Below are 21,502 nucleotides of genomic sequence, written 5' to 3'. Positions count from 1 at the left end.
ACGGTAGCGCTGCCGTGGCGCAACCATGATCTGCATAGCAAGTCCGGCTCGCCGGATGGAGGCAGATCATGTCGACGGTTCGCGCATTCGTTGCAGAGAGGCAGGCCGCCCTCCAAATCCTGTATCGCTTCGCCGATGCGGCCATCGTTGCCGCCTGCGGCGCGGTGGTAGGCGAACTGCTGTTCCCCCACGGCCTGCGTGGCGCGGCGCCGGTCCATGGCTTCATCACCGTGTTGTGCTCGGTCAGCACCTTGCTGGTGTTCCCCGTCTGTGGCTTGTACAACTCCTGGCGCGGCCGCAGCCGTGCCGCGTTGGCGGTGCGCACGCTCGCGGCCTGGGGCGCGGTGTGCATGCTGGGCCTGGTCACTGCGTACCTGATGCACCAGTCGGCCGCGCTGTCCCGGCTCTGGTCGATGGGCTGGGTCCTGAGCGTGGCCGTCATGCTGCTGGCCTCCCGGGTGGTGCTCTACGGCATGCTGGGCAGCGTGCGCGAGCTTGGCATCAATGCCAAGCGTGTGGTGATCCTGGGCTATGGATCACTCGGCCACGAGATGTACCAGCGCGTACGGAACAATCGCGGCGCGGGCTACGACGTGGCCGGCATCTACGACGAAGGCACGGAGCAGCCGGTGCCCGCGGGCGTAACGCGGCTGGATTCGCTGGAGCAGGTCTGCACGTTCGTGCGCAACAACGGCGTGCGCGAGATCTGGCTGACGCTGCCGATGGCTGCGTGCCGCGATCTCTATGACGTGGTCTCCCACTTCCGCAACGACCTGATCGACATCCGCTGGGTGCCCGACATCATGGCGGTCGAACTGCTCGGCCATCGCTTCAGCGACTTCCTTGGCCTGCCGGTCATCGACCTGAACAGTCCACCGCAGTCGGGCATCACGGGTTTGCTCAAGGGCAGCTTCGACCGCGCTTTTGCGCTGGCGGCGTTGGTCGGGCTGTCGCCGCTGCTGCTGGTGATCGCCGTGCTGGTCAAGCGCTCGTCTCCCGGCCCTGTCCTGTTCCGCCAGACTCGCCTGGGCATGGATGGCCGGCCGTTCCACGTCTACAAGTTCCGCACCATGGTGCAGCACCAGGACGCGGGCTGCGTGACCCAGGCCGTGCGCGGCGATGCACGCGTCACGCGCGTCGGTGCCTTCCTGCGCCGCACCAGCCTGGACGAGCTGCCGCAGTTCATCAACGTGCTGCGTGGCGAGATGTCGGTGGTGGGCCCGCGCCCGCACGCCATCGAGCACAACGAGCTCTACAAGGAAGTCATCGATCGCTACATGCTGCGCCACCGGGTCAAGCCCGGCATCACCGGCTGGGCGCAGATCAACGGCTTTCGCGGCCCGACCGACACGGTAGAGAAGATGCGCCAGCGCATCGAGTTCGACATCTTCTACATCCGCAACTGGTCCTTCCGCCTGGATCTGCACATCATCTTGCGCACCGCGCTGCATGGCTGGACGGGACGCGAGGCGTTCTGAGCCTTTCGCCCCCAGTACATCCGCGCCGCTAGCCTACATGCAAAGTTGGTGGGCCAGCGCACCGAAACCGGCCGGTAGCTGCGGCCCAATGATGAAACCCGAGCATCCTCACCGAGGAGAACCAGAGATGAAGGCAACCATTCGACAAATTCTTGCCGATGTGGCGCGGCTCGACGTGTCGGTAGACGCGCTCGACGACCAGGCCGATCTTTACGAAGCCGGATTGTCATCCCTTGCCACCGTTCATGTGATGCTGGCAATCGAAAACGCATTCAATATCGAGATCCCGGACGCCATGCTGACCCGGCAGCTCTTTCGCAGTGTCAACTCGCTGGCAGCGGCCGCCGAGCAGCTAAGACAGCAACAGGAGGCAGCATGAGCCCCCCCTTAACCAGCGTGGACCTGGCACGCCCGATGGCTGCGCACAGCACCGCCACCGAGCTGATGGCGGCGGCGCAGCTTGCCGCGCTCGAAGCGGCCAAGCACGCCGATCAGGTCGACCGCGACGCAGCGTTCCCGCACGACGCGTTTGCTGCAATCCGGCAGCACCGGCTGCTCAGCGCCATGGTGCCCGCGGCGTACGGCGGCGCTGGCGCATCGCTCGCCACGGTCGCGGCCATCTGCCGCGTGCTGGGCGCGGCCTGCTCCTCGGCCGGCATGGTCTACGCCATGCACCAGATACAGGTGGCCTGCATCGTCGAGCACGGATCGGGCAACCCCTGGCATGAGCAGTTGCTGGAACGCATTGCCTCAGAGCAATTGCTGCTGGCCTCGGCCACCTCCGAGGAAGCGATTGGCGGCGCCCTGCGCAACAGCGGCTGCGCCGTCAATGTCGAGAACGACCGATTCCATCTGCTCAAGATGGCGCCCACGATTTCCTACGGCGCGCAGTCCGACGCCATCCTGGCCACCGCGCGCCGCCATGCCGATGCCTCGCCCTCGGACCAGGTCATGGTGTGCCTGCTCAAGGACGACTTCACGCTGCAGAGCCTCAGCACGTGGGACACCCTGGGCATGCGCGGTACCTGCAGCAACGGATTTCGGCTGGAAGCGCGCGGCACCTGCGAGCAGATCCTGCCGGTGGCGTTCGGCGAGATCGCGGACGGCACCATGACGCCGGTTTCGCACATCCTGTGGGCCGCCTTGTGGACCGGCATCGCCGGCGATGCCGTGCAGCGCGCCAAGGCCTTCTTCCAGGGGCAGGCGCGTGCGCGCCCGGGGTCGCTGCCGCCCTCGGCCACGCGGGTGGCCGATGCGGTGGCGATGGTGCAGATGATGGAAGGGCGGCTTGAGCTCGCATTGGAGCACCAGCGCCAGCGTCACGCGGGCCTCTCGGTGTCGGCACTGTTCTCGCTCGCCGCGGAGATGAACGGCCTGAAGACCAGCGTGAGCACGATGGCGATCGAGGTGGTGCAGCAGGCGATGATGATCTGCGGCATGGCCGGCTACAAGCAAGGCACGCCTTACAGCCTCGGGCGTCACCTGCGCGATCTCTGGTCCGCGCCGCTGATGATCAACAACGACCGGATCCTGACCAATACCGCTAGCTTGCTGCTGGCCGAGCGTTCCAGCTAAGGAGCACGACATGGATGCCAACGTCAGCGTGGAAGATCGCGCCAGTTCCGCGCCCGCGGACGCCGCCGCCTCGGCCGCTACGCCTTCGTACAGCGATCCGCAGGCAGGCCAGCGGCGCTACCAGCAGGCATTGATCGAGGCGGGCCTGCTGATCCCGAGCGGGGTCGATGGCGTCTATGGCCGCAGCGCAGTGTTCGAGGCCATCGCGGACGGCCTGAACGTGGCCGTCACCGCGCTCGGCGCCGACCAGCGCGCGGAAGTGATGCGCTTTCCGCCCGCCATGTCGCGCGAGGATTTCGAGGCTAGCGGCTACCTGAAGAGCTTTCCGCAGCTGGCCGGCACCGTGCACAGCTTTTGCGGCAGCGATCGCGACCATCATCGCCTGCTTGCACGGATGGAGGCAGGCGAGGAATGGGCCGACGAGCAGCGGCCGACCCGCGTGGTGCTCACGCCGGCCGCGTGCTACCCGATCTATCCGGCGCTGGCGCGGCGCGGCCCGATGCCGCCGCAGGGGCTGGTGGTGGACGTGCTGTCATATTGCTTCCGCCACGAGCCTTCGATCGATCCGGCGCGCATGCAGATGTTCCGCCAGCGCGAGTACGTGCGCCTGGGCAACGCCGGGCAGATCATCGCCTTTCGCCAGTTGTGGATGGAGCGCGGCCAGCAGCTGGCCACCATGCTCGAGCTCCCGCACGAGGTGGAGGTGGCCAATGACCCGTTCTTCGGGCGTGGCGGCAAGATCGTGGCGGACTGCCAGCGCGAGCTGAAGCTCAAGTTCGAGTTGCTGGTCCCGATCAACGAGGGCGCCCCGCCCACGGCGTGCATGAGCTTCAACTACCACATGGACCACTTCGGCCAGGTGTGGACGCTGCGCACCGCCGACGGCGAGCCGGCGCACACCGGCTGCGCGGGATTTGGCATCGAGCGCCTGACGCTGGCGCTGCTGCGCCACCACGGCTTCGACCTGTCGCTGTGGCCCAAGGACGTACGCGCCACCCTGGGAGGGCTGTAATGCTCGTTGACCCACGGAACCTGGAGCGCGGCATGCACGTGTCGCACGCCTTGCACAATGGCAATCCTGTCTGGCCGCAGACCAACTGCTATGTGGACTTGTGGATCGAGCTGCTGCACGGCTGGGAGCTGGACCCGGTTGCGGCGCTCGGATTCACCGTGTCGCAGGATTTCGAGGGCGATCAGTTCACCTTCTTCAAATACCCGCCGGACGATCTCGAACGTCTCTACGGCGTGGTGGTGCAGGAGCTGTCGCTGTATGAGTCGATGGAAGACCGCGTCGCCGGGCAGACCTGCCGCGGCCACGTGGTGCTGCTCGAGGTGGATGGCTTTTACCTGCCGGACAACCGGGCTACGTCGTACCGGCGCGAGCATACCAAGACCACCATCGGCATCGATGTGATGATGCCCGAGGCGCAGTCCGTGGGTTACTACCATAACGAGGGCTATCACGTGGCCACCGGCGAGGACTACGCCGGGCTGTTCCGCCGCCTGCCCGTGCTGGCGGACGACGTGAACCTGCTGTTTCCCTATGCCGAGGTGGCGCGCCGCCGGTTCCCCTCGCTGGAAGGGACGATGCTGGTGCGCGCCTCGCTGGCGCTCTTGCGCAAGCACCTGGCGCGCCGTCCGCGCCAGAATCCCATCACGGCATTCCGCACGGCGTTTCCCGCGCATCAGGAAGCACTGATGGCCGGTGGCGAGCAGACCTTCCATCCCTACGCCTTTAGCGTGCTGCGCCAGCTCGGCGCCAACTTCGAGCTGCTCGGGCAGTACCTGCGCTGGCTGGCGCAGCATGGCCAGCCGATGCCTGAGAGCGTAGCGGGCGCGTGCCAGAAGCTCGCGTCCGAGGCCATGGTGATGCAGTTCCGCCTGGTGCGCTCCATCATCAGCCGCCGCGTGGATCGCTGCCGGGATTGCCTGGACCAGCTCGAGGCCTCCTATGAGGCGGCGGTGCCGGCGCTGGCGGGCTACGTGGGCGAAGCCGAGTATTGAGGGCGCCTGCCATGCATGCGCCGCTTGGCTTGACACCCGTCCCCGGGCGGCCCGTGCACCGGCAGCCGCTCGCCGGCGACTGGGCCTTGCTGGAGACGCCCGCCGGCGCCGTGGCATCGCCCGCGGCGCTGGCCGGGCGCGGCCCGTGGATCGCGGCCCAGGTGCCTGGGACGGTGGCGCAGGCGCTTCAGGCTGCGGGGCAATGGCAGGCGGCGGCACCGCGGCCGCTGCACGACCACGACTACTGGTACCGCGTGACGGTGTCCGGCGCGGGCGCGTACCGGCTGCGCCTGCACGGCCTGGCCACCGTGGCCGAGGTCTGGCTGGATGAGGTGCGCGTGCTCGACGCGCAGAACATGTTTACGGCGTTCGAGGCCGAGCTCCATCTCGATGGCGAGCATGTGCTCTGCCTGTGCTTCCGCTCGCTGCACCGCTGGCTGCGCGCGCAGCGCGGCCCGGTGCGCTGGAGGCCGCGCATGATCACGCCGCCCGCGTTGCGCCTGGTCCGCACCACGCTGCTCGGCCACATGCCCGGCTGGTGCCCAAGCGTGCACACGATCGGGCCCTGGCGCGGCATCGACCTGCTGGCGCTTGCCACCGACGCGAGCCCGCTGCTGACGGCGCGCCTGGACCTGCAGGCAAGCCTGGCCGCCGATGCCGCGCAGGGTGGTGTCATCCGGCTGCGCCTGCGCGACGTGGCATCGCTGCCGCCGGCGATGACGATCATGCTGTGCGCCGATGGCCGCGAGGCACCCATGAAAGCCGTGGACGCGGGCACCGGCGGCATCGCCTACGAGGGCGAGCTGGCCGTGCCCGAGCCGCGCTTGTGGTGGCCGCACACGCATGGCGAGCCCGAGCGCTATGCGGTGCATCTGCGGCTGGGCGAAGAGCGCATCGCGTGCGGGCAGGTTGGCTTTCGCCGCATCGAGCTCGACCGAACCATCCATGGCGGCACCGACGGCCTGGCGGACCGAGACGAGGACGCCCAGGCGTTTGCGCTGCGCATCAACGGCGAGCGCATCTTCTGCCGCGGGGCCTGCTGGACCAGCCACGACCTTGCCGGCCACGCCGATGCGCCCGACCAAGTGCAGAAGTGGCTTGCGCTGGCGCACGGCGCGGGCATGAACATGGTGCGCGTGAGCGGCGTCACCTGCTACCAGGGAGAGGCCTTCTTCGACGCGTGCGACGCGCTTGGCCTGCTGGTCTGGCAGGATTTCATGTTCGCGAACTTCGATTACTCGGCCAGCGCCGAGGCCGCGCGCCCGCTGATGGCGCAGGCCACGCGCGAGGTCACCGAGTGGCTGGCGGCGCATCGCCACCATCCCAGCGTGGCGGTGCTGTGCGGCGGCAGCGAAGCCGAGCAGCAGGCCGCGATGATGGGCACGCCTGCGGCCAGCTGGCGCCAGCCCTTGTTCGACGAGATCATTCCGGCGTGCATTGCGGCCTGGCATCCCGACGCGGTCTATGTGCGCAACTCGCCGTGCGGCGGTGCATGGCCCTTCCAGGCCGACAGCGGCGTGACGCACTACTACGGCGTGGGCGCGTACCAGCGCCCGATTGACGACGCGCGCCGCGCCAATGTGCGGTTTACCTCGGAGTGCCTGGCGTTTTCCAACGTGCCATGCGCACGCACCCTGGCGGACGCGCTGGCGGTGCCGCCCGTGCATGATCCGCGCTGGAAGGCCCGTGTGCCGCGCGATGCCGGCAGCGGCTGGGACTTCGAAGACGTGCGCGACTTCTATTTGCGCGAATTGTTCAAGGTGGACCCGCCGCGCTTGCGCTACGAGGACACGGCGCGCTACCTGGCGTTGTCCCGCGCCGTGGTGGCGGAGCTGATGACCGACGTCTTCAGCGAATGGCGGCGCGCGGGCTCGACCTGCTCGGGCGGGCTGGTGTGGCAGTTGCAGGACCTGCTGCCCGGCGCGGGCTGGGGCATCGTCGATGCGCTGGCCCGGCCCAAGTCGGCCTGGCATGCCTTGCGCCAGGTGTGGCAGCCGCTGCAGGTGCTGATCACTGACGAAGGCCTCAATGGCATTCACCTGCACTTGATCAATGAGCGCGCCACGCCGCGCAATGTGCGCCTGCAACTGCAATGCTGGCGCGGCGGCGAGACCGCGTTGCTCGATGTCGCGCGCGATGTGTGGCTGGCCCCGCGCTCCACGCAGCACATCAGCGGCGCCGCGCTGGCAGGGGCCTTTTTCGATTTCACATACGCGTATCGCTTCGGGCCGTGCCTGCATGACGTGGTGCGCGCCGCGCTGGTCGATCCCAGCGACGGCGCCCTGCTGAGCCAGGCCTGCTACCTGCCCGAGCGCAGCGCGGCCGCGCTCGAGCCGCCGGAGCTGACGGTGGGCGTGGCGCGCGAGGATGGCGATTGGTGGCTCACAGTATCGACCCGGCGCTTTGCGCGCTGGGTGCACATCGACGATATCGCCTTTCGCGCGGAACACGACTGGTTCCATCTCGCGCCCGGTAGCCAGCGGCGCGTGAAACTCTTACCCGATAACGGCCAGCAAGGAGGAGGCCGTGAAGGCGCGCAGGGTGTAGGCCGTGCGCAGGCAGATCCCATCCCGATGGGGGAGGTCCACGCGCTCAATGCGCGCCGCGCGATTGCCTACAGCGCGCCATGCGCCTGAAGAGGCGGAAAAACGCCAGGCGATGACGGCGCGAAGCGCCGCCTGGGTGTCATTGCCGCGCACCGGCGACGCGGCCCCGGCCGCGCTCTCACACCTACCGAAGGATGATCAGGTTTCAGCCGTGCGGCTACTGTTGGCAGGGCCACATATGGCACTTAATACAAGCACAAATGCCGTGCGAACCAAGGTCAAAGAATAGGTGGTCGGTGCCGGTCCTCCGGATCACGGCGGTCCGGCTTCGGTCGAGGTTTTTCGTACGGCTGGTCACGGGGAGAGAGTCATGATCAGTCAGCGTTCGGATCTGCACGTCAATCATGTGCTTGGCGCCTTGCCGCGCAACGATTGGGAAGCACTGTCCTCGCATCTTGAGCTGGTACGCATGCGCGCCGGGCAGTTGCTGACCGATTCCGGCCAGCGCATTCATCATGTCTATTTCCCCACGACGGCCATCGTCTCGATGCTGTCGCTGCTGGAGGACGGCGCCACCGTCGAGATCGCCGCCATCGGCAATGAAGGCCTCGTCGGCATCCCGGTGCTGACCGGTGGCGACACCATGCCCTGCCGCGTCGAGGTACGCACGCCGGGCTTTGCCTACCGCCTTTCCGCCGCCACGCTCAAACAGGAATTCACGCACTCCCCGGCCATCCAGCGCGTCACCTTGCTCTATGTGCAGGCCGTGCTTACCCAGATCGCGCAGACCGCCGTGTGCAATCGTCACCACTCGCTCAACAAGCAGCTTTGCCGCTGGCTGCTGCTGGCCCTCGATCGCATGGCGTCCAACGAGCTGGTGATCACCCAGCAGGTCATCGCCAACATGCTGGGCGTGCGCCGCGAAGGGGTGACGGAGGCCGCCGGCAAGCTGGAGGACCTGGGCCTGATCCAGCACAGCCGCGGGCACATCACGGTGCTCGACCGGCATGGGCTGGAGGCACATTCCTGTGAGTGCTACAAGCTCGTCAAGCGCGAGTTCGATCGTTTGCTGCCGGCGCTTGCCAGTGCTTGAGGCGGGAGCGGGGTTGGGTCAGGGAGATTGCCGTGAACAGGTTGACCTTTGCCGGTGCGTCGCCGGCTGCAAATGAGCCGGCGAAGCCGCGAGCGCATGGCTCGCGCGCACTAGTCGATCACCTTGGCTGGATCGTCGCGCTGACGCTCGCCGGTGGCGCCATCGGTGCCCTGGTCGCCCTGTCCATGCCGCAGCGCTATCGCGTCGAGGCGCTGGTGCAGGTGGAGCCACACGACGCAGGCCAGAATGCCGGCGCGCGCGGCGCGGCGCAGGCCGGCCCCGCCGCCCCGTTCGATGCCGGCATGCTGACCAGCCGCGCAGTGGTCGGGCCCGTGGTGGAGCGGCTGCACCTGGACATCTCGGCGGTGCCGTTGCGCGCGCCGCTGGTGGGTGCGCTGGTGGCGCGCTTTGCCGAGCCAGGGCAAGCCATGGCCGCTTGGCCGGAAAGCCTGGGCTATGCCTGGGGCGGCGAGCGCATCCAGATCGACAGCCTGGCGGTGCCCGAGCGCCTGCTTAACGTGCCGCTGATGCTGGAGGTCCAGCCGCAGGGCCACTATCGCTTGTATGCCGGCAGTGCGCTGCTGTTCGAGGGCGTGGCGGGCGAGCCGGCCGCGGGCAACGATGTGGAGCTGCAGGTGGCCAGCCTCGACGCGCAGCCGGGCACGCGCTTCGAACTGATCCGCCATGATCCGCTTTCCACCGTGGATGCCATCTCGCGCGAGCTGGTGGTGGACGAACACACGCGCGACGCCGGCACGGTTCGCATCTCCTGGCGCTACCCCGATCGCAAGCTGGCCGCCGCGCTGGTCAATGGCGTGGCGCAAGCGTATATCGACAGCCAGACCACCCAGCGCCGCGACGATGCGGCCGGCAGCCTTGCCTTTGTCACCGGCGAGCTGCCGCGCGTGCAGGGCGAGCTGGAGCGCGCCGAGGCCGCGCTCACGCGCTACCGTACCCGTAGCGGCACCATGGCGCCGACCCAGGACGCGCAGTCGTACCTGAACGGCAGCATGGACTACCAGCGCCAGATCGCCGCGCTGCGGCTGGAGCGTACCCGCCTGCTGCAGCGCTTTACCACCGACAGCAATGAAGTGCGCACGGTCGACACCCAGATCCAGGAGCTCAGCAAGGTGCGCCGCGACATGGACTCGCGCATGCAGAACCTGTCCGAGACGGAGCGCGAGTCCGTGGCGCTCACGCGCGACGTGAAGGTGGCCGAGGACATGTACATGACGTTGCGCAACCGGGTGCAGCAGCTCTCGCTGGTGCAGTCGGATCGCACCAACAACATGCGTATCGTCGACGCGGCGCTTCCGCCCGCCCGCCCCGACGGGGTTGGCCCGTGGCCGCTGACCGGCGGCGGCGCGCTGCTTGGGCTGTGCCTCGCGCTGGCCGGCGTGGCCGCGCGGCAGCGCTACAGGCCCTCGGTGGCCGACGCCGCCGATGCCGAGGCGCGGCTGGGCATGCCCATGCTCGGCGAGATCGCGTTCAGCAGCGAGCAGACCGAGCTCGAACACCAGTCCGAGGTGCATCGCCGCCTGGGCATGATGATGGGCTTCGCCGCCCAGCCCACCCCGCGCCTGTATGCGCCCGCGCCTGGCAGCGCCTTGGCCGAGCCCGGCGGGTTCTCCAGCGGCGAGGCCGATCGGCTGCTGCGGTGCGGGCTGCATGACCGCTTCCTGCTGGCGCGGCGCTCGCCGCACGCGCTCGCGGTGGAGGGCCTGCGCAGCGTGCGCGCGGCCTTGCATTTCGCCGTGCGCAACGCGCCCGATGCGGTGCTGGCCGTGACCAGCCCGGCACCGGGCACTGGCAAGACCTTTGCTTCCGTTAACCTGGCCGTGCTGTTCGCCGAGGCTGGCCAGCGCGTGCTGCTGATCGACGCCGACCTGCGCCGCGGCAAGGTTGCCAACTGGTTCGACCAGGCCGCCGAGCCGGGGCTGGCCGAACTGCTCGCGGGCCATGCCGAGCTCGCGGCGGTGATGCGGCCCACCGTGGTGTCGGGGCTTTCGGTGATCACCGCCGGATCGATGCCACCCAATCCCTCCGAGCTGCTGATGATGCCGGCGCTGGCCGAGACGCTGCAGGCCTGCAAGGCGCGCTTCGACCTGATCATCATCGACACGCCGCCGGTGCTGGCCGTGGCCGATGCCACCCTGGTCGCCAACCTGGCCGGCTCGACGCTGCTGGTGGTGCGCGCCGATGTCACGCCCGCCGCGCAAGTGGACGAGACGCTAAAGCGCCTGGCTCGCGCCGGGGCGCGGCTTGCCGGCGGCATGCTTAACGGCGTCACGCGCCGGCGCAGCAACCGCGCGGACTTCGCCGCGATGAGCCCGTACCTGGGGCTGCCGCTGCCGGCCGCGCAGCCTGAAGCGCTGGCGCTGGAGTCGCGCCCCGCACGGGACGGCACGGCAGAGCAGCAGCCGGGCCGTGGCTCCATGCCAGCCGCCTGAGAGCCGGGGATGCCAGGGAAATCTCCATGAGCGTACCCGTTTCTGCGTGCGCCCGGACCTTGTGAAACGCCGCCTCGCAACCTGCGCGCAACGTGCCCCGCACGTTGCGCGTTGTCATGAAAATCGCAGCCTGTGGTGGCCGATCAGGGCCGTTGGGCGGGCCGCGGCAAGGATTTTGATGGCTTGTGCCAGGTCGGTAGCCGCCGGCGGGCATGGCACACGAACACGAACTAACAACATCAGAAGGCAAAGCGTACCCGTTTCTGCGTGCGCCAATGCCTGGGGCCAATGCCTCATTTTTCGCTGGGAGAGGTCATGAAACCGGTCTTGTTCGAGGGCTGTGCCGGCTGGCTGCACGAGGCGCCAGGCACCACGGGCGTGGTGCTGTGCAACCCGCATGGCCACGAGGCGATGTGGTCGCACCGGGCGTTTCGCCACCTGGCCACAGACCTCGCCGCCGCGGGCTTGCCGGTGCTGCGCTTCGACTATCCCGGCACCGGTGACTCGGCCGGTACCGATGCGGATGCCGAGCACATTGCCTGGTGTGTGCATGGCATCCTGGCCGCGGTAACCACGCTGCGAGAGCAGGCCGCGGTGAGCCGGGTCGTGCTGTGCGGCCTGCGCCTGGGGGCCACGCTGGCCGTGCTCGCCGCCGAGGCACTGGCCGCGCGCGAGCCCGGTGCCGTGGCCGGCCTGGTCCTGCTGGCGCCGGTGGTGAGCGGGCGCGCCTATCTGCGCGAGCTGCGCGCGTTGCACACTAGCTGGGTCAACAACGTCATCCCCGACATCGAGCTCACGCCGCCCACCGACGGGTCGCTCGACGTGCTGGCCTATCGCTTCCAGCCCGACACCGTGACGGCGCTCGAAGGCCTGCGCCTGGCCCGCCGCAAAGGCTGCCCCGCGCCGCGCGTGCTGCTGCTCGACGCCTGGCCGGGCGCCACCTCCCCCGTCGCAGAAATGGGTACGCTTTATCGCGGCTCGGGGGCTGAAGTCACGCTGGGCACCTTTGGCGAGTATCCCGGCATGATGCAAGCCGCCGAGTACGCGCAGGTGCCTGAGAGCGCCTGGCAAGAGGTGCTGGCCTGGGTGCGCCCGGCCATCGCCGCCGGGCGCCGCGGCGCCGCGCCCGGCCGGCCTGCGCCGGGCAATGAGAGCCTCGCGCTGGAGTGCGAGGTGGACGGCGTGCGCGAGCAGCGGGTATGGCTGGACCGCGGGCGCCAGTTCGGCATTCTTTGCCAGCCCGCGCGGCGCGGCGCGAGCGATGTCGCGGTGCTCTTTCCCAATACCGGCGGCAACCATCATGTGGGCGACGGACGGGTCTTCGTGAGCCTGTCGCGCGAGCTGGCCCGGCACGGCGTCACCGCATTGCGCCTCGATCTCTCCACGCTGGGCGATAGTCCGGCCCCGGCTCGCCAGATGAGCATTCCCGCGGTCTACGCGCAGAGCGCCTGCGACGATGCCAGTGCTGCCGTCGACTGGCTGCGCGCGCAGGGATACAAGCGCATCGTCATGGCCGGGGTTTGCTCGGGCGCGTTCATCAGCTTGCATGTGGCGCTGCGCAATCCGGCGGTCAACGGCCTGGTCCTTGCCAACCTGGCGAAATTCCGCTGGGACGATGCTGACACCGCCGCGGTGAACGAACGGGTGCAGTCCATGCGGGGCTACGTGGCGGCCGTGCGCCGCGCGCAGAACTGGCAGCGGCTGTGGCGCGGCCAGGTCAAGGTCTGGCCGATCCTGTCCGGCTTCGCACGCCGATGCACGCGGCGCGCGCTGCAACGCGGCGCAGCCGCCGTGGCGCGCTGGCGCGGCAGCGACGACACCACCACCGTGACCGGCTTCGCGCGGGCCGCCATGCGGGAGCTCGACCGGCGCGGCGTGCAGACGGATTTCCTCTACGGCATGAGCGATATCGGGCTGGAAGAAGCCAAGGACCGCTTTGGCGGCAACCTCGAAGCACTGCAAGGCCTGGGCAACATCCGCGTGCGCACCCTGCCCACGTTCGATCATTCGCTGTTTCTTGCTGACAGCCGCGCCGCGCTGGCGGCACATCTGGTGCGCTACGTCGAGGCGCAGCTGGCGCGTGGCGAGCCGGGCGAGGTGAGCGAGGCGGACGAGGACAGCTCCGGCGCGCTGGCGGAAGCGGTGTCAGGCACGGCGAGCGCCTGAGCGCGGGCGGCAAGGCCCCGCGGCCCCCGTGCAACGACAGAAAAAGAGGCGCCGGAATCCCGGCGCCTTCGATTGCGCGCTGCGCGGGGCAGCCCTAGCGGCTCTGCACCGTATCCACGTCCTGGTACCGATAGTTCAGATACCGGTACTTCCCGAAGTTGTAATGCGCCCGATACCACCGCCCTTGCACATTCAACCCGTTGAACAGCACGCCCTTGACTTCCCCGCCGACCTGCCTGATCGCCCTGCCCGCGGCTTCCAGTTCATCCACGGTAGTGGAGTCCGCCCGGGCCACCATGAAGACCGCATCCGCCTTGGTAGCGAGGATTCCGGTATCCGAGGCGGCCAGCACCGGCGGCGTGTCGATCAGCACGATGTCGTAGTTCGCCTTTAGCGCGTTGAGCAGCGCGTCCATCGCGGGACTCAGCAGCAGGTCCGCGGGATGCTCGGGCAGCGTCCCGGTGGGAATGAAATCCAGCCCGGGCACAACCTGCCTGCGCACGGCGGGTTCCACCGGCGCGCCCTGCAGCAGCTCGGTCAGGCCGGGGCCGCGGTCAGTGTCGAAACGCCGGTTCAGGCTGCCCCGCCGCAGATCGGCGTCGATCAGCACCACACGCTTGCCGCCGGCGGCGAGCACCGCGGCGAAGTTGGCGCAGATGAAGGACTTTCCGACACCGGGCGCCGGGCCCGTCACCAGCACCACCGGATGGCGGTTGCCAAGCAGCGAGAACTGCAAGGCGGTGCGGAAGCTGCGCAAGCTCTCCATGGCGGGATCGTCAGGCATCTGGCAGGCCAGCAGCGCGGCTTTCGGGTTGCCCTGCGTGGCCAGGCGCGACTGTTCCGGGCTGAACGGGATGGTGGAGTACACCGTGAACCCCGTCAGGTTCTCGATATCGTCGGCCTCGGCGACGCCGCCGTCCAGCATGTGGCGCAGGGCCACGACGATCAGCGCGCCCACGGTGCCAAGCATGGCCGCGAATATCACCAGCAGCGACCGGTTGGGCCGCACGGGCTGCAAGGGCACGTCGGCCGGGTCGACCATGCGCGCGGTCCCCACCTTGCTGGCCTTGGTCAGCTTGAGCTGCTGGGCGTCATTGAGCAGCGACTGGTAAAGCTCGGTGCTGACCTTGACATCGCGCAGCAGGCGCAACACGTTTTGCTCCACTTCGGGCAGCTTCTGGATACGCGTGGTCACGCCGGCGAGCGCGGCGTTCAGGCTGCCGATCTGCTCATCGATGATGCCGATGCTGGGATGGCTGCCGGTAAAGCGCGTCACCAGTTCCTGGCGTTTCGCGCGCAGCTCCTGCAGGCGCGTCTGGATCTGCACGGACTGCGAGAGGATCAGCTTCGACTCTTCGGTCAGGTCGATCGTGCCGCGCTGGTTGCGCAGCGCGTTGTAGCGCGTCTCGGCGGTTTCCACCTGCTGCTTGACCTGCGGCAGCTGCTGGTCGAGGAAGGCCAGGGATTTCTCGGCTTCCTCCGCCCTGCGGCGCACGTTCTGGTCGACATACTCGCTGCCGATCTCGTTGAGCGTTGCCGCGATCAGGTCCGGGTCCGGGCCTTCAAGGGTGACGCCGATCACCCCGCTCGACTTGCCACGCTCGGCAATCTGCAGGGATTGCTGCAGCCGCGCGATGGCAATGGCCCGAGGCAGCCGCGTCACGTTGAAGGTGGCGCCAGGGTTGCCTTCCAGTTCCGTAATGAGGATCTCGACGTTGCCGCGCGAGGTTGGCACGACCAGCGGCTGGCCGACGGTGCCCGTTGCCATGGCCTGCTCGCCCTTGACTTTCAGCCGGTACCGTTTGCCGTCAAGGGCCGTCACCATCATCCTGGTGCCCTCCAGCCGCGTCGGCATGTCGAGGCGGTCCACCGTTATGCGCTCGTCGCCCCAGACGAAGCCGCCCCAGCCGAAGAGGCCGGGTTCCGACAGGCCAGGGTTGTAGCGTGCCAGTGCCTGGCCGATCACCGGAAAGTAGCTCGGCGTGGCATCGATGAACAGCTTCAGGCTTTCCACGGCCTTGCCCACCACCATGCGCGAGTGCAGTAGCTCGATCTCCGCGGCGGCGGCCGGCTTGACGTCGAAGACCGGCGCCACGCTGCCCGCGAGCTTGCTGTTGGCGTTGTTCCCCGTGTCTTCCACTTGCACCACGATATCGGTACGGTAGACGGACTTGGTGAAGAACGCGTAGGTCGCGCCCAGGGCGAAGACCGTGCCCGCGATCAGGATGAAGGTCCAGCGGTAGCGCATCAGTATGTCGAGATAGCCGGTCAGGTCGATCGATTTTTCCCGCTGAGCGCGTCCCGCCGGCAATGCCTCGTTTGGATTGAACGTGTTCATGCGACCTCCCCGTGACATTGATCCTGTGCAATGGCGCGAATGCGCACCGTCCATGAGTCGACCCCTTGCTTGATCAGGCCCAGCACGATCCTGAACATATTCTGCGAACAGCCATAGGGGTCGGGCACGTCGGCGTGCATGAATTCGCAAAGGCGGTAGACCTTGCCGCGTGCCTGCGGATACTGGTGCTCAAGCGCCTCTTTTTGTTCGGTGTCCATCACCAGCACCAGGTCGGCGCCGTTGATCATGTCCCCGTCCACGGTGCGCGCGCGGTGCCCCGAGAGATCGAGGCCGTCCTCCTCGAGCAGGCGCACCGTGTGCGGATCGGCGGCGGCGCCCTCCAGCGGGGCCAGCCCGGCGGAACTCACCGTGCAGCCGGGCAGCGCGTGGCGCAGCAGGCCCTGCGCCATGGGGCTGCGGCAGGTATTGCCGATGCACACAACCAGGATTGAGCGGATCATCGCGGCCTCGCTTACTTGACCACGCTGGCGGCGCTGAACGCACCGCTCGTCGATGGCAACAGCAGGTTGACCACGCGGCTCCAGCGCACCAGTTCGCGCGCGTCGACATACACCACGTCCTTTGCCTCGAGTTCGAAGCCTTCGGCAATGGCCAGGGCCACGGGCGATGTGCCGTCCAGGTGAAACACCTTAGGTTCGCCGTCCGCCGCCTTGCGGATCACGAAGATCTGCTCCGCGTTGGCGGTGTTCGGATTCACGCCGCCAGCGTCGCCAATGGCCTCGTTAAGCGTCATGCGGCCATTGCGCATCAGCAAGGTGGTGGGGCGCACCACCTCGCCGGTGACGAAGATCTTGCTGTCCTCGCGCTGTTCCACGCGCACGATGTCGCCGTTCTTGAGCATGATGCGCGAGGGATCGATGCCGCGCGCGAGCAGTGCCGGGATGTTGACATGCCAGCTGCGCTCGCCGCGCGTGATGCGGATGCGGCTGTTGTCGCCTGTCAGGTTGAGCACGCCGCCCGCGCGGTTAAGCGCCTCGATCAGCGTCATCGGCGCGTCGTCGATCGGTTGCATGCCAGGCGTGCGCACTTCGCCATCCACGTAGATGCGCTGGCTGCGGAACGCGAGCACGCGCACCGTCATCTGGGGATCGCGCACCACGCGCGAGAGCACCTTCGCGATCTGGTCGCGCACGTCGTTCGCCGTCCTGCCGGCGACCTTCATCACGCCAGCGTAGGGAAACTGGATATCGCCCTGCGCGCTCACCACATAGCCGGGCACATTGGAGCCGCCGCCCACCGCGGGGATTTCATACGCGGCGCCGATGCTGTAGGTCTGGTTGGGGAAGACCAGTTCCGGGTGATCCCACACCACCACCGAGACGATGTCGCCCGGGCCGATCAGATAGGGCTGCGGCTTGCCATAGAGCTCGTCCAGCTTCTCGACCTCGCGCTGCGCCATGGTGCGCTGGTTGCGCACCACCTCCAGCGTGATCGGCGTGATGTTGGGCATGGCATCGGGTCCGACCGCGCCGACCGGCGCCTTGGGGTCGAAGTGCATGCCTGGGGAGCTTGCGCAGGCGGCGAGCAACAGGGTCGCGCATAGCATGGCCAGGCATGCCAGCGGCCTGCCTTGGCGTTGCGTGTTCCTGTGTTGCCCGTCATGGTCGGTGATCTTGTTCACGGCAGCCTCCGGCATTGGGCGACGGGGACATCGCAACCGCTGCGACAATCCCCCGATGCTGCCATCCTAGGAGGCGAGAAGGGACCAATCGGTGCGCTGTCACACATTGCACTGCGATGCCGGAACCAGCGCGCGCAACGCGCCAGGGCGAACGAACGGGGCCTTCCCCTGGGCGGAGCGAAGACACGCGACGGCTGCTGGAAAGCGTGCCCCGCGGCCCGGAAAAAAGACAACGGCGGCAGGCTTGCGCCTGCCGCCGCCGGTTGGCTGCGCCGCAAGCGCGCCTCAGCGCATCGCGGCGGAAACGCCCGTGCCGTACTCCGCAACCGTGCGTACCGGCCTGGTGCCGGCAGACGGCGCGTTGCGCGCCGCCGTGCGCGGCGCAGCCTCGTCGCCGCTGACCCATTCCAGTGACGCGCCGCGCTGCAGCGCCGCGTAGACCGCCTCGCCCTTGTTGCGCACCTTGAGCCGCTGGTACAGGGTGCAGGCATGGCTCTTGACGGTCGCCACCGAGATATTGAGCATGCGGCTCACAGTCTTGATGGGATGTCCGCGCGCCAGCAGCACCAGGACCTCATATTGCCTCGGGGTGATCTGCAGCATCTCGGCTTCGTCGTACGCGGTCTCGCTGTGCCCGCCGGTGCTACCGGCCTCGGCCGGAACAGCGCTCTGGCGAGACACGGCGCCCAGGGACTCGCGCGAGGATGGCGCGGCCTGGATGCGCATGCCGGCGGGGTTGCATGGCGCGCCGTCAGCCAGCGGCGCCAGCACGGGAATGCGTCCACCTACAGGATAGTTGCCGGCCGAGAGGCCCGGTGATCCGCTGCTTGACGCGCCGGCCTGGCGGTTGTTCTGGCCGCGCACGTATTGCCCGCCAACCATGGCCAGGCGGATGCCGGCTTCCAGCACCGCCAGCGAAGCGGATTTCGGCAGGCAGCCGCAGATCCCTTGCGCCATGGCGAGCGCGGGAATCTGCAGCGGGATCATATCGGCGAGCAGCAGCAAGCGATCGGCCGAGAGCACGGAGCGCACCTTGTTGAGCAGTTGCCATCCGGCGTCGGTGTCGGCCGGCATGCCGAACACGAGCAGGTCGCAATGATTGCCTTCCAGCAGGGCGACGTCGGCCGGGTCGACGGTGATGACGTGGTCGACGCCATGGATGCGCTCGAGCATTTGCAGCAGCCCGAGACGCAGCAGTGGGTGACCCTCGATGAGCAGTGCGTTCATGTTGTTATTCCCCCCGTATGATTGCGGTAGGAAACAGGTTGAACGCAGCGGAATAATGACCTGCGCGACCCTCGTGGTGCTCCACGCGCGCCGCCCCAATTTATCCCCGTACCACCGCCAAGCTGGAGCGCCCGTTCTTATTGCCGGGAACTGACCGCGAGCCGGAAGGCTGACCCCCTGAACCCACCCCAAAATGCCATTCGTCTTAAAACGAATTAAGGTCATATTATGGTCTGATCTGCACGAAATCAAGTTGCTTTGGCGGCGCTCTAATTGGGTTGGAGAGGTTTGTTCTCATCATCCGGAAAGCCTTGGTGGTGGCCGCATGGCGGGTTACCCGAATGGGTGATGGATAATTACCGGGATTATGTTTCAAGACTGAAACAGTTATTGGCCAATATAGTTTCACAGCTGCAACGGAAAAGGGGTTTGCTAGCGCATTTATGGCTTTTCCGGGGGGCGCGCCCGCTTGGCGAATCAATCTTGAAACGCGCGCCGAGGTGGAGTCCGCGACCCACTTGCGCCTTCGGAATGAGCCTTGGGCGAGCGCCGCGCGACAAACGGATGAGAGCCATCTCAGCCATCAGGATGAGGGGAGAGCGCCAGCCGGCACGCGAGCATGCCCGCGGTGCCGGATGCCCCCCTTGCGCTGCAGGAAAGCGATGCTGGCGGTACCCCGCCGCCGCGCCTGAACAAGGCCCCGCGTATCCCTCGCGGCGCACGCCGGTCTTGCCTGTTCCCGGCGTGCCGACGCGTGTGTGGCAACGTACAGAAACCCGAATTCCGCCCCGGCATCCTCACCGCAGGCAGACCGGTCATCCGCCCGGCAATGCATGCCAGCGGCACGGCTGCGCTTTGGTCCAACGTTGCTCATCTTCACGAGGATGTCATGGCTTCAGGCACGGCGCAGGATCGCATCAATCAACACGCATGGCGTAGCTGGGGCGCGCGCCGGTGGTTCGGCACCGCCAGCGATTGGACCGACCCTGGCGAGGCCGCGGCGATCGCCCGGGTGGCGGACGAAGTGCGGGGCCAGCCCATCCTCGACGTTGGCGTGGGCGGCGGGCGCACCGTGGCGCTGCTGCGCGCGCTGAGCGACGACTATACGGCGGTCGACTACATGCCCGAGATGGTCGAGATCTGCCAGCGCAATCATCCCGGCGTGCGGGTGATGCAGATGGATGCGCGCAACATGTCGCGCTTTGCGGACAGCAGCTTCGCGCTGGTGATGTTCAGCTTCAACGGCATCGATGCGGTCGACTACGCGGGGCGCGTCGCCATCCTGCGCGAGTTCGCGCGTGTGCTGCGGCCCGGCGGCCTGATGCTGTTCTCCACGCACAACATGCGTGGGCCCAGCTATCGCGAGAATCTCTCGCGCTTCGTGCGGCTTCCGCATCTGTCGGCCAACCCTATCGCGGTTGGCATCGATACCGCGCGGGTGATCTGCAACCTGCCGATTGCCACCTTCAACTATCTACGGCACTCGCGGCTGAACCGCGAGTTCGATGGCTATGCCATCCGGGTTTGCGCCGCCCACAAGTTCGGCATCGTGATCGTCTATACCGAGTTCGCCGCGCAAAAGCGCGCGCTCGCGGAGCTAGGGCTGCACACCGATGTGGTGTTCGGCAACCTGAACGGCGAGCCGCTGCGCGAAGGCCAGGACCTGCGCGACGTGTACTGGTTTCATTTCATCGCGCGCAAGCCCGCGTCCGGCGACGCGTCACCGGCGGCCCCCGGAACCCGGCAATGAAGATCCTGCACGTGATCTCGTCGATCGATCCGGGTGGTGGTGGCCCCATCGAGGGCGTGCGCCAGCTGCGCGCGCCGCTACGCGAGCGTGGCGTGCTGGTGCAGGTGTGCTGCGGCGACGCGCCCGATGCGCCCTGCGTGCGCGATAGCGAGCTCGACGTCATCGCGCTGGGGCCGTCATCGCTCAAGTACGGCTTCAACCGGCGCATGGTGGCCTGGCTGCGCGCGCATTGCGAAGAGTACGACGCGGTCATTGTCGAAGGCCTGTGGCAGTTCCACGCGCTGGCCGTGTGGCTGGCGCTGCGTGGCAAGCGTGTGCCGTATTTTGTGTTTACACACGGCATGCTGGACCCCTGGTTTCGCGACCACTATCCGCTCAAGCATCTGAAGAAGAGTCTCTACTGGCTGGTCGGCGACTACTGGGTCCTGCGCCACGCGCGCGGCGTGCTGTTCACGTGCAGCGAAGAGAAGCAGCGCTCCAGCGGCGCGTTCTGGCCATATCGGTGCCGGGAGGTGGTGGCAAGCTACGGCACGGCGCAGCCACCGCAGGACAGCGCGCCGTTGCGTGAGGCCTTCCTTAGCGCCTTCCCGGAGGTGCGCGGCAAGCGCATCGCGCTGTTCCTTGGCCGGATCCACGAGAAGAAGGGTTGCGACCTGCTGGTCGACGCCTTCGCTGGCGTGGCCGCCGCGCATCCCGCGCTGCATCTGGTGCTGGCCGGACCGCACGACACCGCGTTGCGCGCGATGCTGGAGCAACGCATCGCCGCGCATGGGCTGTCCGCGCGCGTGAGCTGGACCGGCATGCTCAAGGGCGAGCTCAAGTGGGGCGCGTTTCATGCGGCCGAGGTGTTCTGCCTGCCTTCGCACCAGGAGAATTTCGGCGTGGCGGTGGCCGAGGCGCTCGGCTGCGGCGTGCCGGTGCTGATCTCCGACAAGGTCAACATCTGGCGCGAGATCGTCGCCGACGGCGCCGGGCTGGTGGGCCCGGACACGGCGCAGGGCGCCGCTGCCTGCCTGCGGCAGTGGCTGCAGGCCGAGCCCGCCGCGCAAGCGCGCATGCGTATCGCCGCGCGGCAGTCCTTTGCCCGGCGCTTCCATGCCGGACAGGCCGCACAGCGGCTGTTGGACATCCTCCATGGCGCCACCGAGGCTGCGCAGCCTGTCCACCACGCGGCGGCGGGATAGAGGAGACAAGACCATGGTCGCGCCGTCATGCCACAGCGTCATTGAGCGG

Annotated in this window: 15 protein-coding genes; 11 read left to right on the top strand and 4 right to left on the bottom strand. The window is 67.8% G+C overall.

Annotation, left to right across the window (positions count from 1 at the left end; translation table 11 throughout):
- Positions 1–68 precede the first annotated feature (68 nt).
- The 9 genes from ACX12D_RS29880 (at position 69) to ACX12D_RS29840 (ending at position 13,312) form a co-directional block, all read left to right on the top strand.
- Positions 69–1,478 carry an undecaprenyl-phosphate glucose phosphotransferase gene (locus ACX12D_RS29880; RefSeq protein ID WP_459374648.1) on the top strand — a complete coding sequence of 470 codons (1,410 nt, stop codon included), beginning with the start codon at positions 69–71 and terminating at the stop codon, positions 1,476–1,478.
- Positions 1,479–1,605: 127 nt separating this feature from the next.
- The gene (locus ACX12D_RS29875; protein ID WP_043352647.1) at positions 1,606–1,857 is read left to right on the top strand and encodes an acyl carrier protein; all 252 of its coding nucleotides are present in this window, start codon (positions 1,606–1,608) and stop codon (positions 1,855–1,857) included.
- Positions 1,854–3,053 (top strand): acyl-CoA dehydrogenase family protein, encoded by a 1,200-nt coding sequence (locus ACX12D_RS29870; RefSeq protein ID WP_459374647.1) that lies wholly within the window; start codon positions 1,854–1,856, stop codon positions 3,051–3,053. The genes ACX12D_RS29875 and ACX12D_RS29870 overlap by 4 nt, the downstream gene beginning before the upstream one ends.
- A 10-nt stretch (positions 3,054–3,063) precedes the next feature.
- Entirely contained in the window at positions 3,064–4,065 is a 1,002-nt protein-coding gene (locus ACX12D_RS29865; RefSeq protein ID WP_459374646.1) for an amino acid--[acyl-carrier-protein] ligase, read from the top strand.
- Entirely contained in the window at positions 4,065–5,057 is a 993-nt protein-coding gene (locus ACX12D_RS29860) for a DUF1839 family protein (RefSeq protein WP_459374645.1), read from the top strand. Before ACX12D_RS29865 ends, ACX12D_RS29860 begins: the two co-directional genes overlap by 1 nt.
- Positions 5,058–5,068: 11 nt before the next feature.
- Positions 5,069–7,693, top strand: a complete 2,625-nt coding sequence (locus ACX12D_RS29855) for a glycoside hydrolase family 2 protein (RefSeq protein WP_459374644.1) — start codon at positions 5,069–5,071, stop codon at positions 7,691–7,693.
- A gap of 280 nt (positions 7,694–7,973) precedes the next feature.
- The gene (locus ACX12D_RS29850) at positions 7,974–8,696 is read left to right on the top strand and encodes a Crp/Fnr family transcriptional regulator (RefSeq protein WP_459374643.1); all 723 of its coding nucleotides are present in this window, start codon (positions 7,974–7,976) and stop codon (positions 8,694–8,696) included.
- A 41-nt stretch (positions 8,697–8,737) separates the two neighbouring features.
- On the top strand, positions 8,738–11,146 hold the full coding sequence (locus tag ACX12D_RS29845; RefSeq protein ID WP_459376562.1) for a polysaccharide biosynthesis tyrosine autokinase: 2,409 nt from the start codon (positions 8,738–8,740) through the stop codon (positions 11,144–11,146).
- Between the two features lie 315 nt (positions 11,147–11,461).
- Positions 11,462–13,312 (top strand): alpha/beta fold hydrolase, encoded by a 1,851-nt coding sequence (locus ACX12D_RS29840; protein WP_459374642.1) that lies wholly within the window; start codon positions 11,462–11,464, stop codon positions 13,310–13,312.
- Between the two features lie 94 nt (positions 13,313–13,406).
- On the opposite strand, the gene ACX12D_RS29835 is transcribed toward ACX12D_RS29840, so the two are convergent.
- The 4 genes from ACX12D_RS29835 to ACX12D_RS29820 form a co-directional block, all read right to left on the bottom strand.
- Positions 13,407–15,650, bottom strand: coding sequence for a polysaccharide biosynthesis tyrosine autokinase (locus ACX12D_RS29835; protein ID WP_459374641.1), 2,244 nt, complete (start codon positions 15,648–15,650; stop codon positions 13,407–13,409).
- Complete coding sequence (locus ACX12D_RS29830) at positions 15,647–16,111, bottom strand: arsenate reductase/protein-tyrosine-phosphatase family protein (RefSeq protein WP_459374640.1); 465 nt, start codon at positions 16,109–16,111, stop codon at positions 15,647–15,649. Before ACX12D_RS29830 ends, ACX12D_RS29835 begins: the two co-directional genes overlap by 4 nt.
- Positions 16,112–16,122: 11 nt before the next feature.
- The gene (locus ACX12D_RS29825; protein ID WP_459376561.1) at positions 16,123–17,217 is read right to left on the bottom strand and encodes a polysaccharide biosynthesis/export family protein; all 1,095 of its coding nucleotides are present in this window, start codon (positions 17,215–17,217) and stop codon (positions 16,123–16,125) included.
- Positions 17,218–17,577: 360 nt separating this feature from the next.
- Entirely contained in the window at positions 17,578–18,519 is a 942-nt protein-coding gene (locus ACX12D_RS29820; protein WP_459374639.1) for a response regulator transcription factor, read from the bottom strand.
- An 889-nt stretch (positions 18,520–19,408) separates the two neighbouring features.
- Here ACX12D_RS29820 and ACX12D_RS29815 point away from each other — a divergent pair.
- A complete protein-coding gene (locus ACX12D_RS29815; RefSeq protein ID WP_459374638.1) occupies positions 19,409–20,269 on the top strand; it encodes a class I SAM-dependent methyltransferase in 861 nt (286 codons plus the stop codon).
- Positions 20,266–21,453: a glycosyltransferase gene (locus ACX12D_RS29810; protein ID WP_459374637.1), complete on the top strand. Its 1,188-nt coding sequence runs from the start codon at positions 20,266–20,268 to the stop codon at positions 21,451–21,453. The genes ACX12D_RS29815 and ACX12D_RS29810 overlap by 4 nt, the downstream gene beginning before the upstream one ends.
- The last annotated feature ends 49 nt before the right edge of the window (positions 21,454–21,502 follow it).

It is taken from the genome of Cupriavidus sp. PET2-C1 (genome assembly GCF_054515855.1).
Note: the sequence above shows the minus strand (reverse complement) of the source record. Positions and strands in the feature narration are given on the sequence as shown.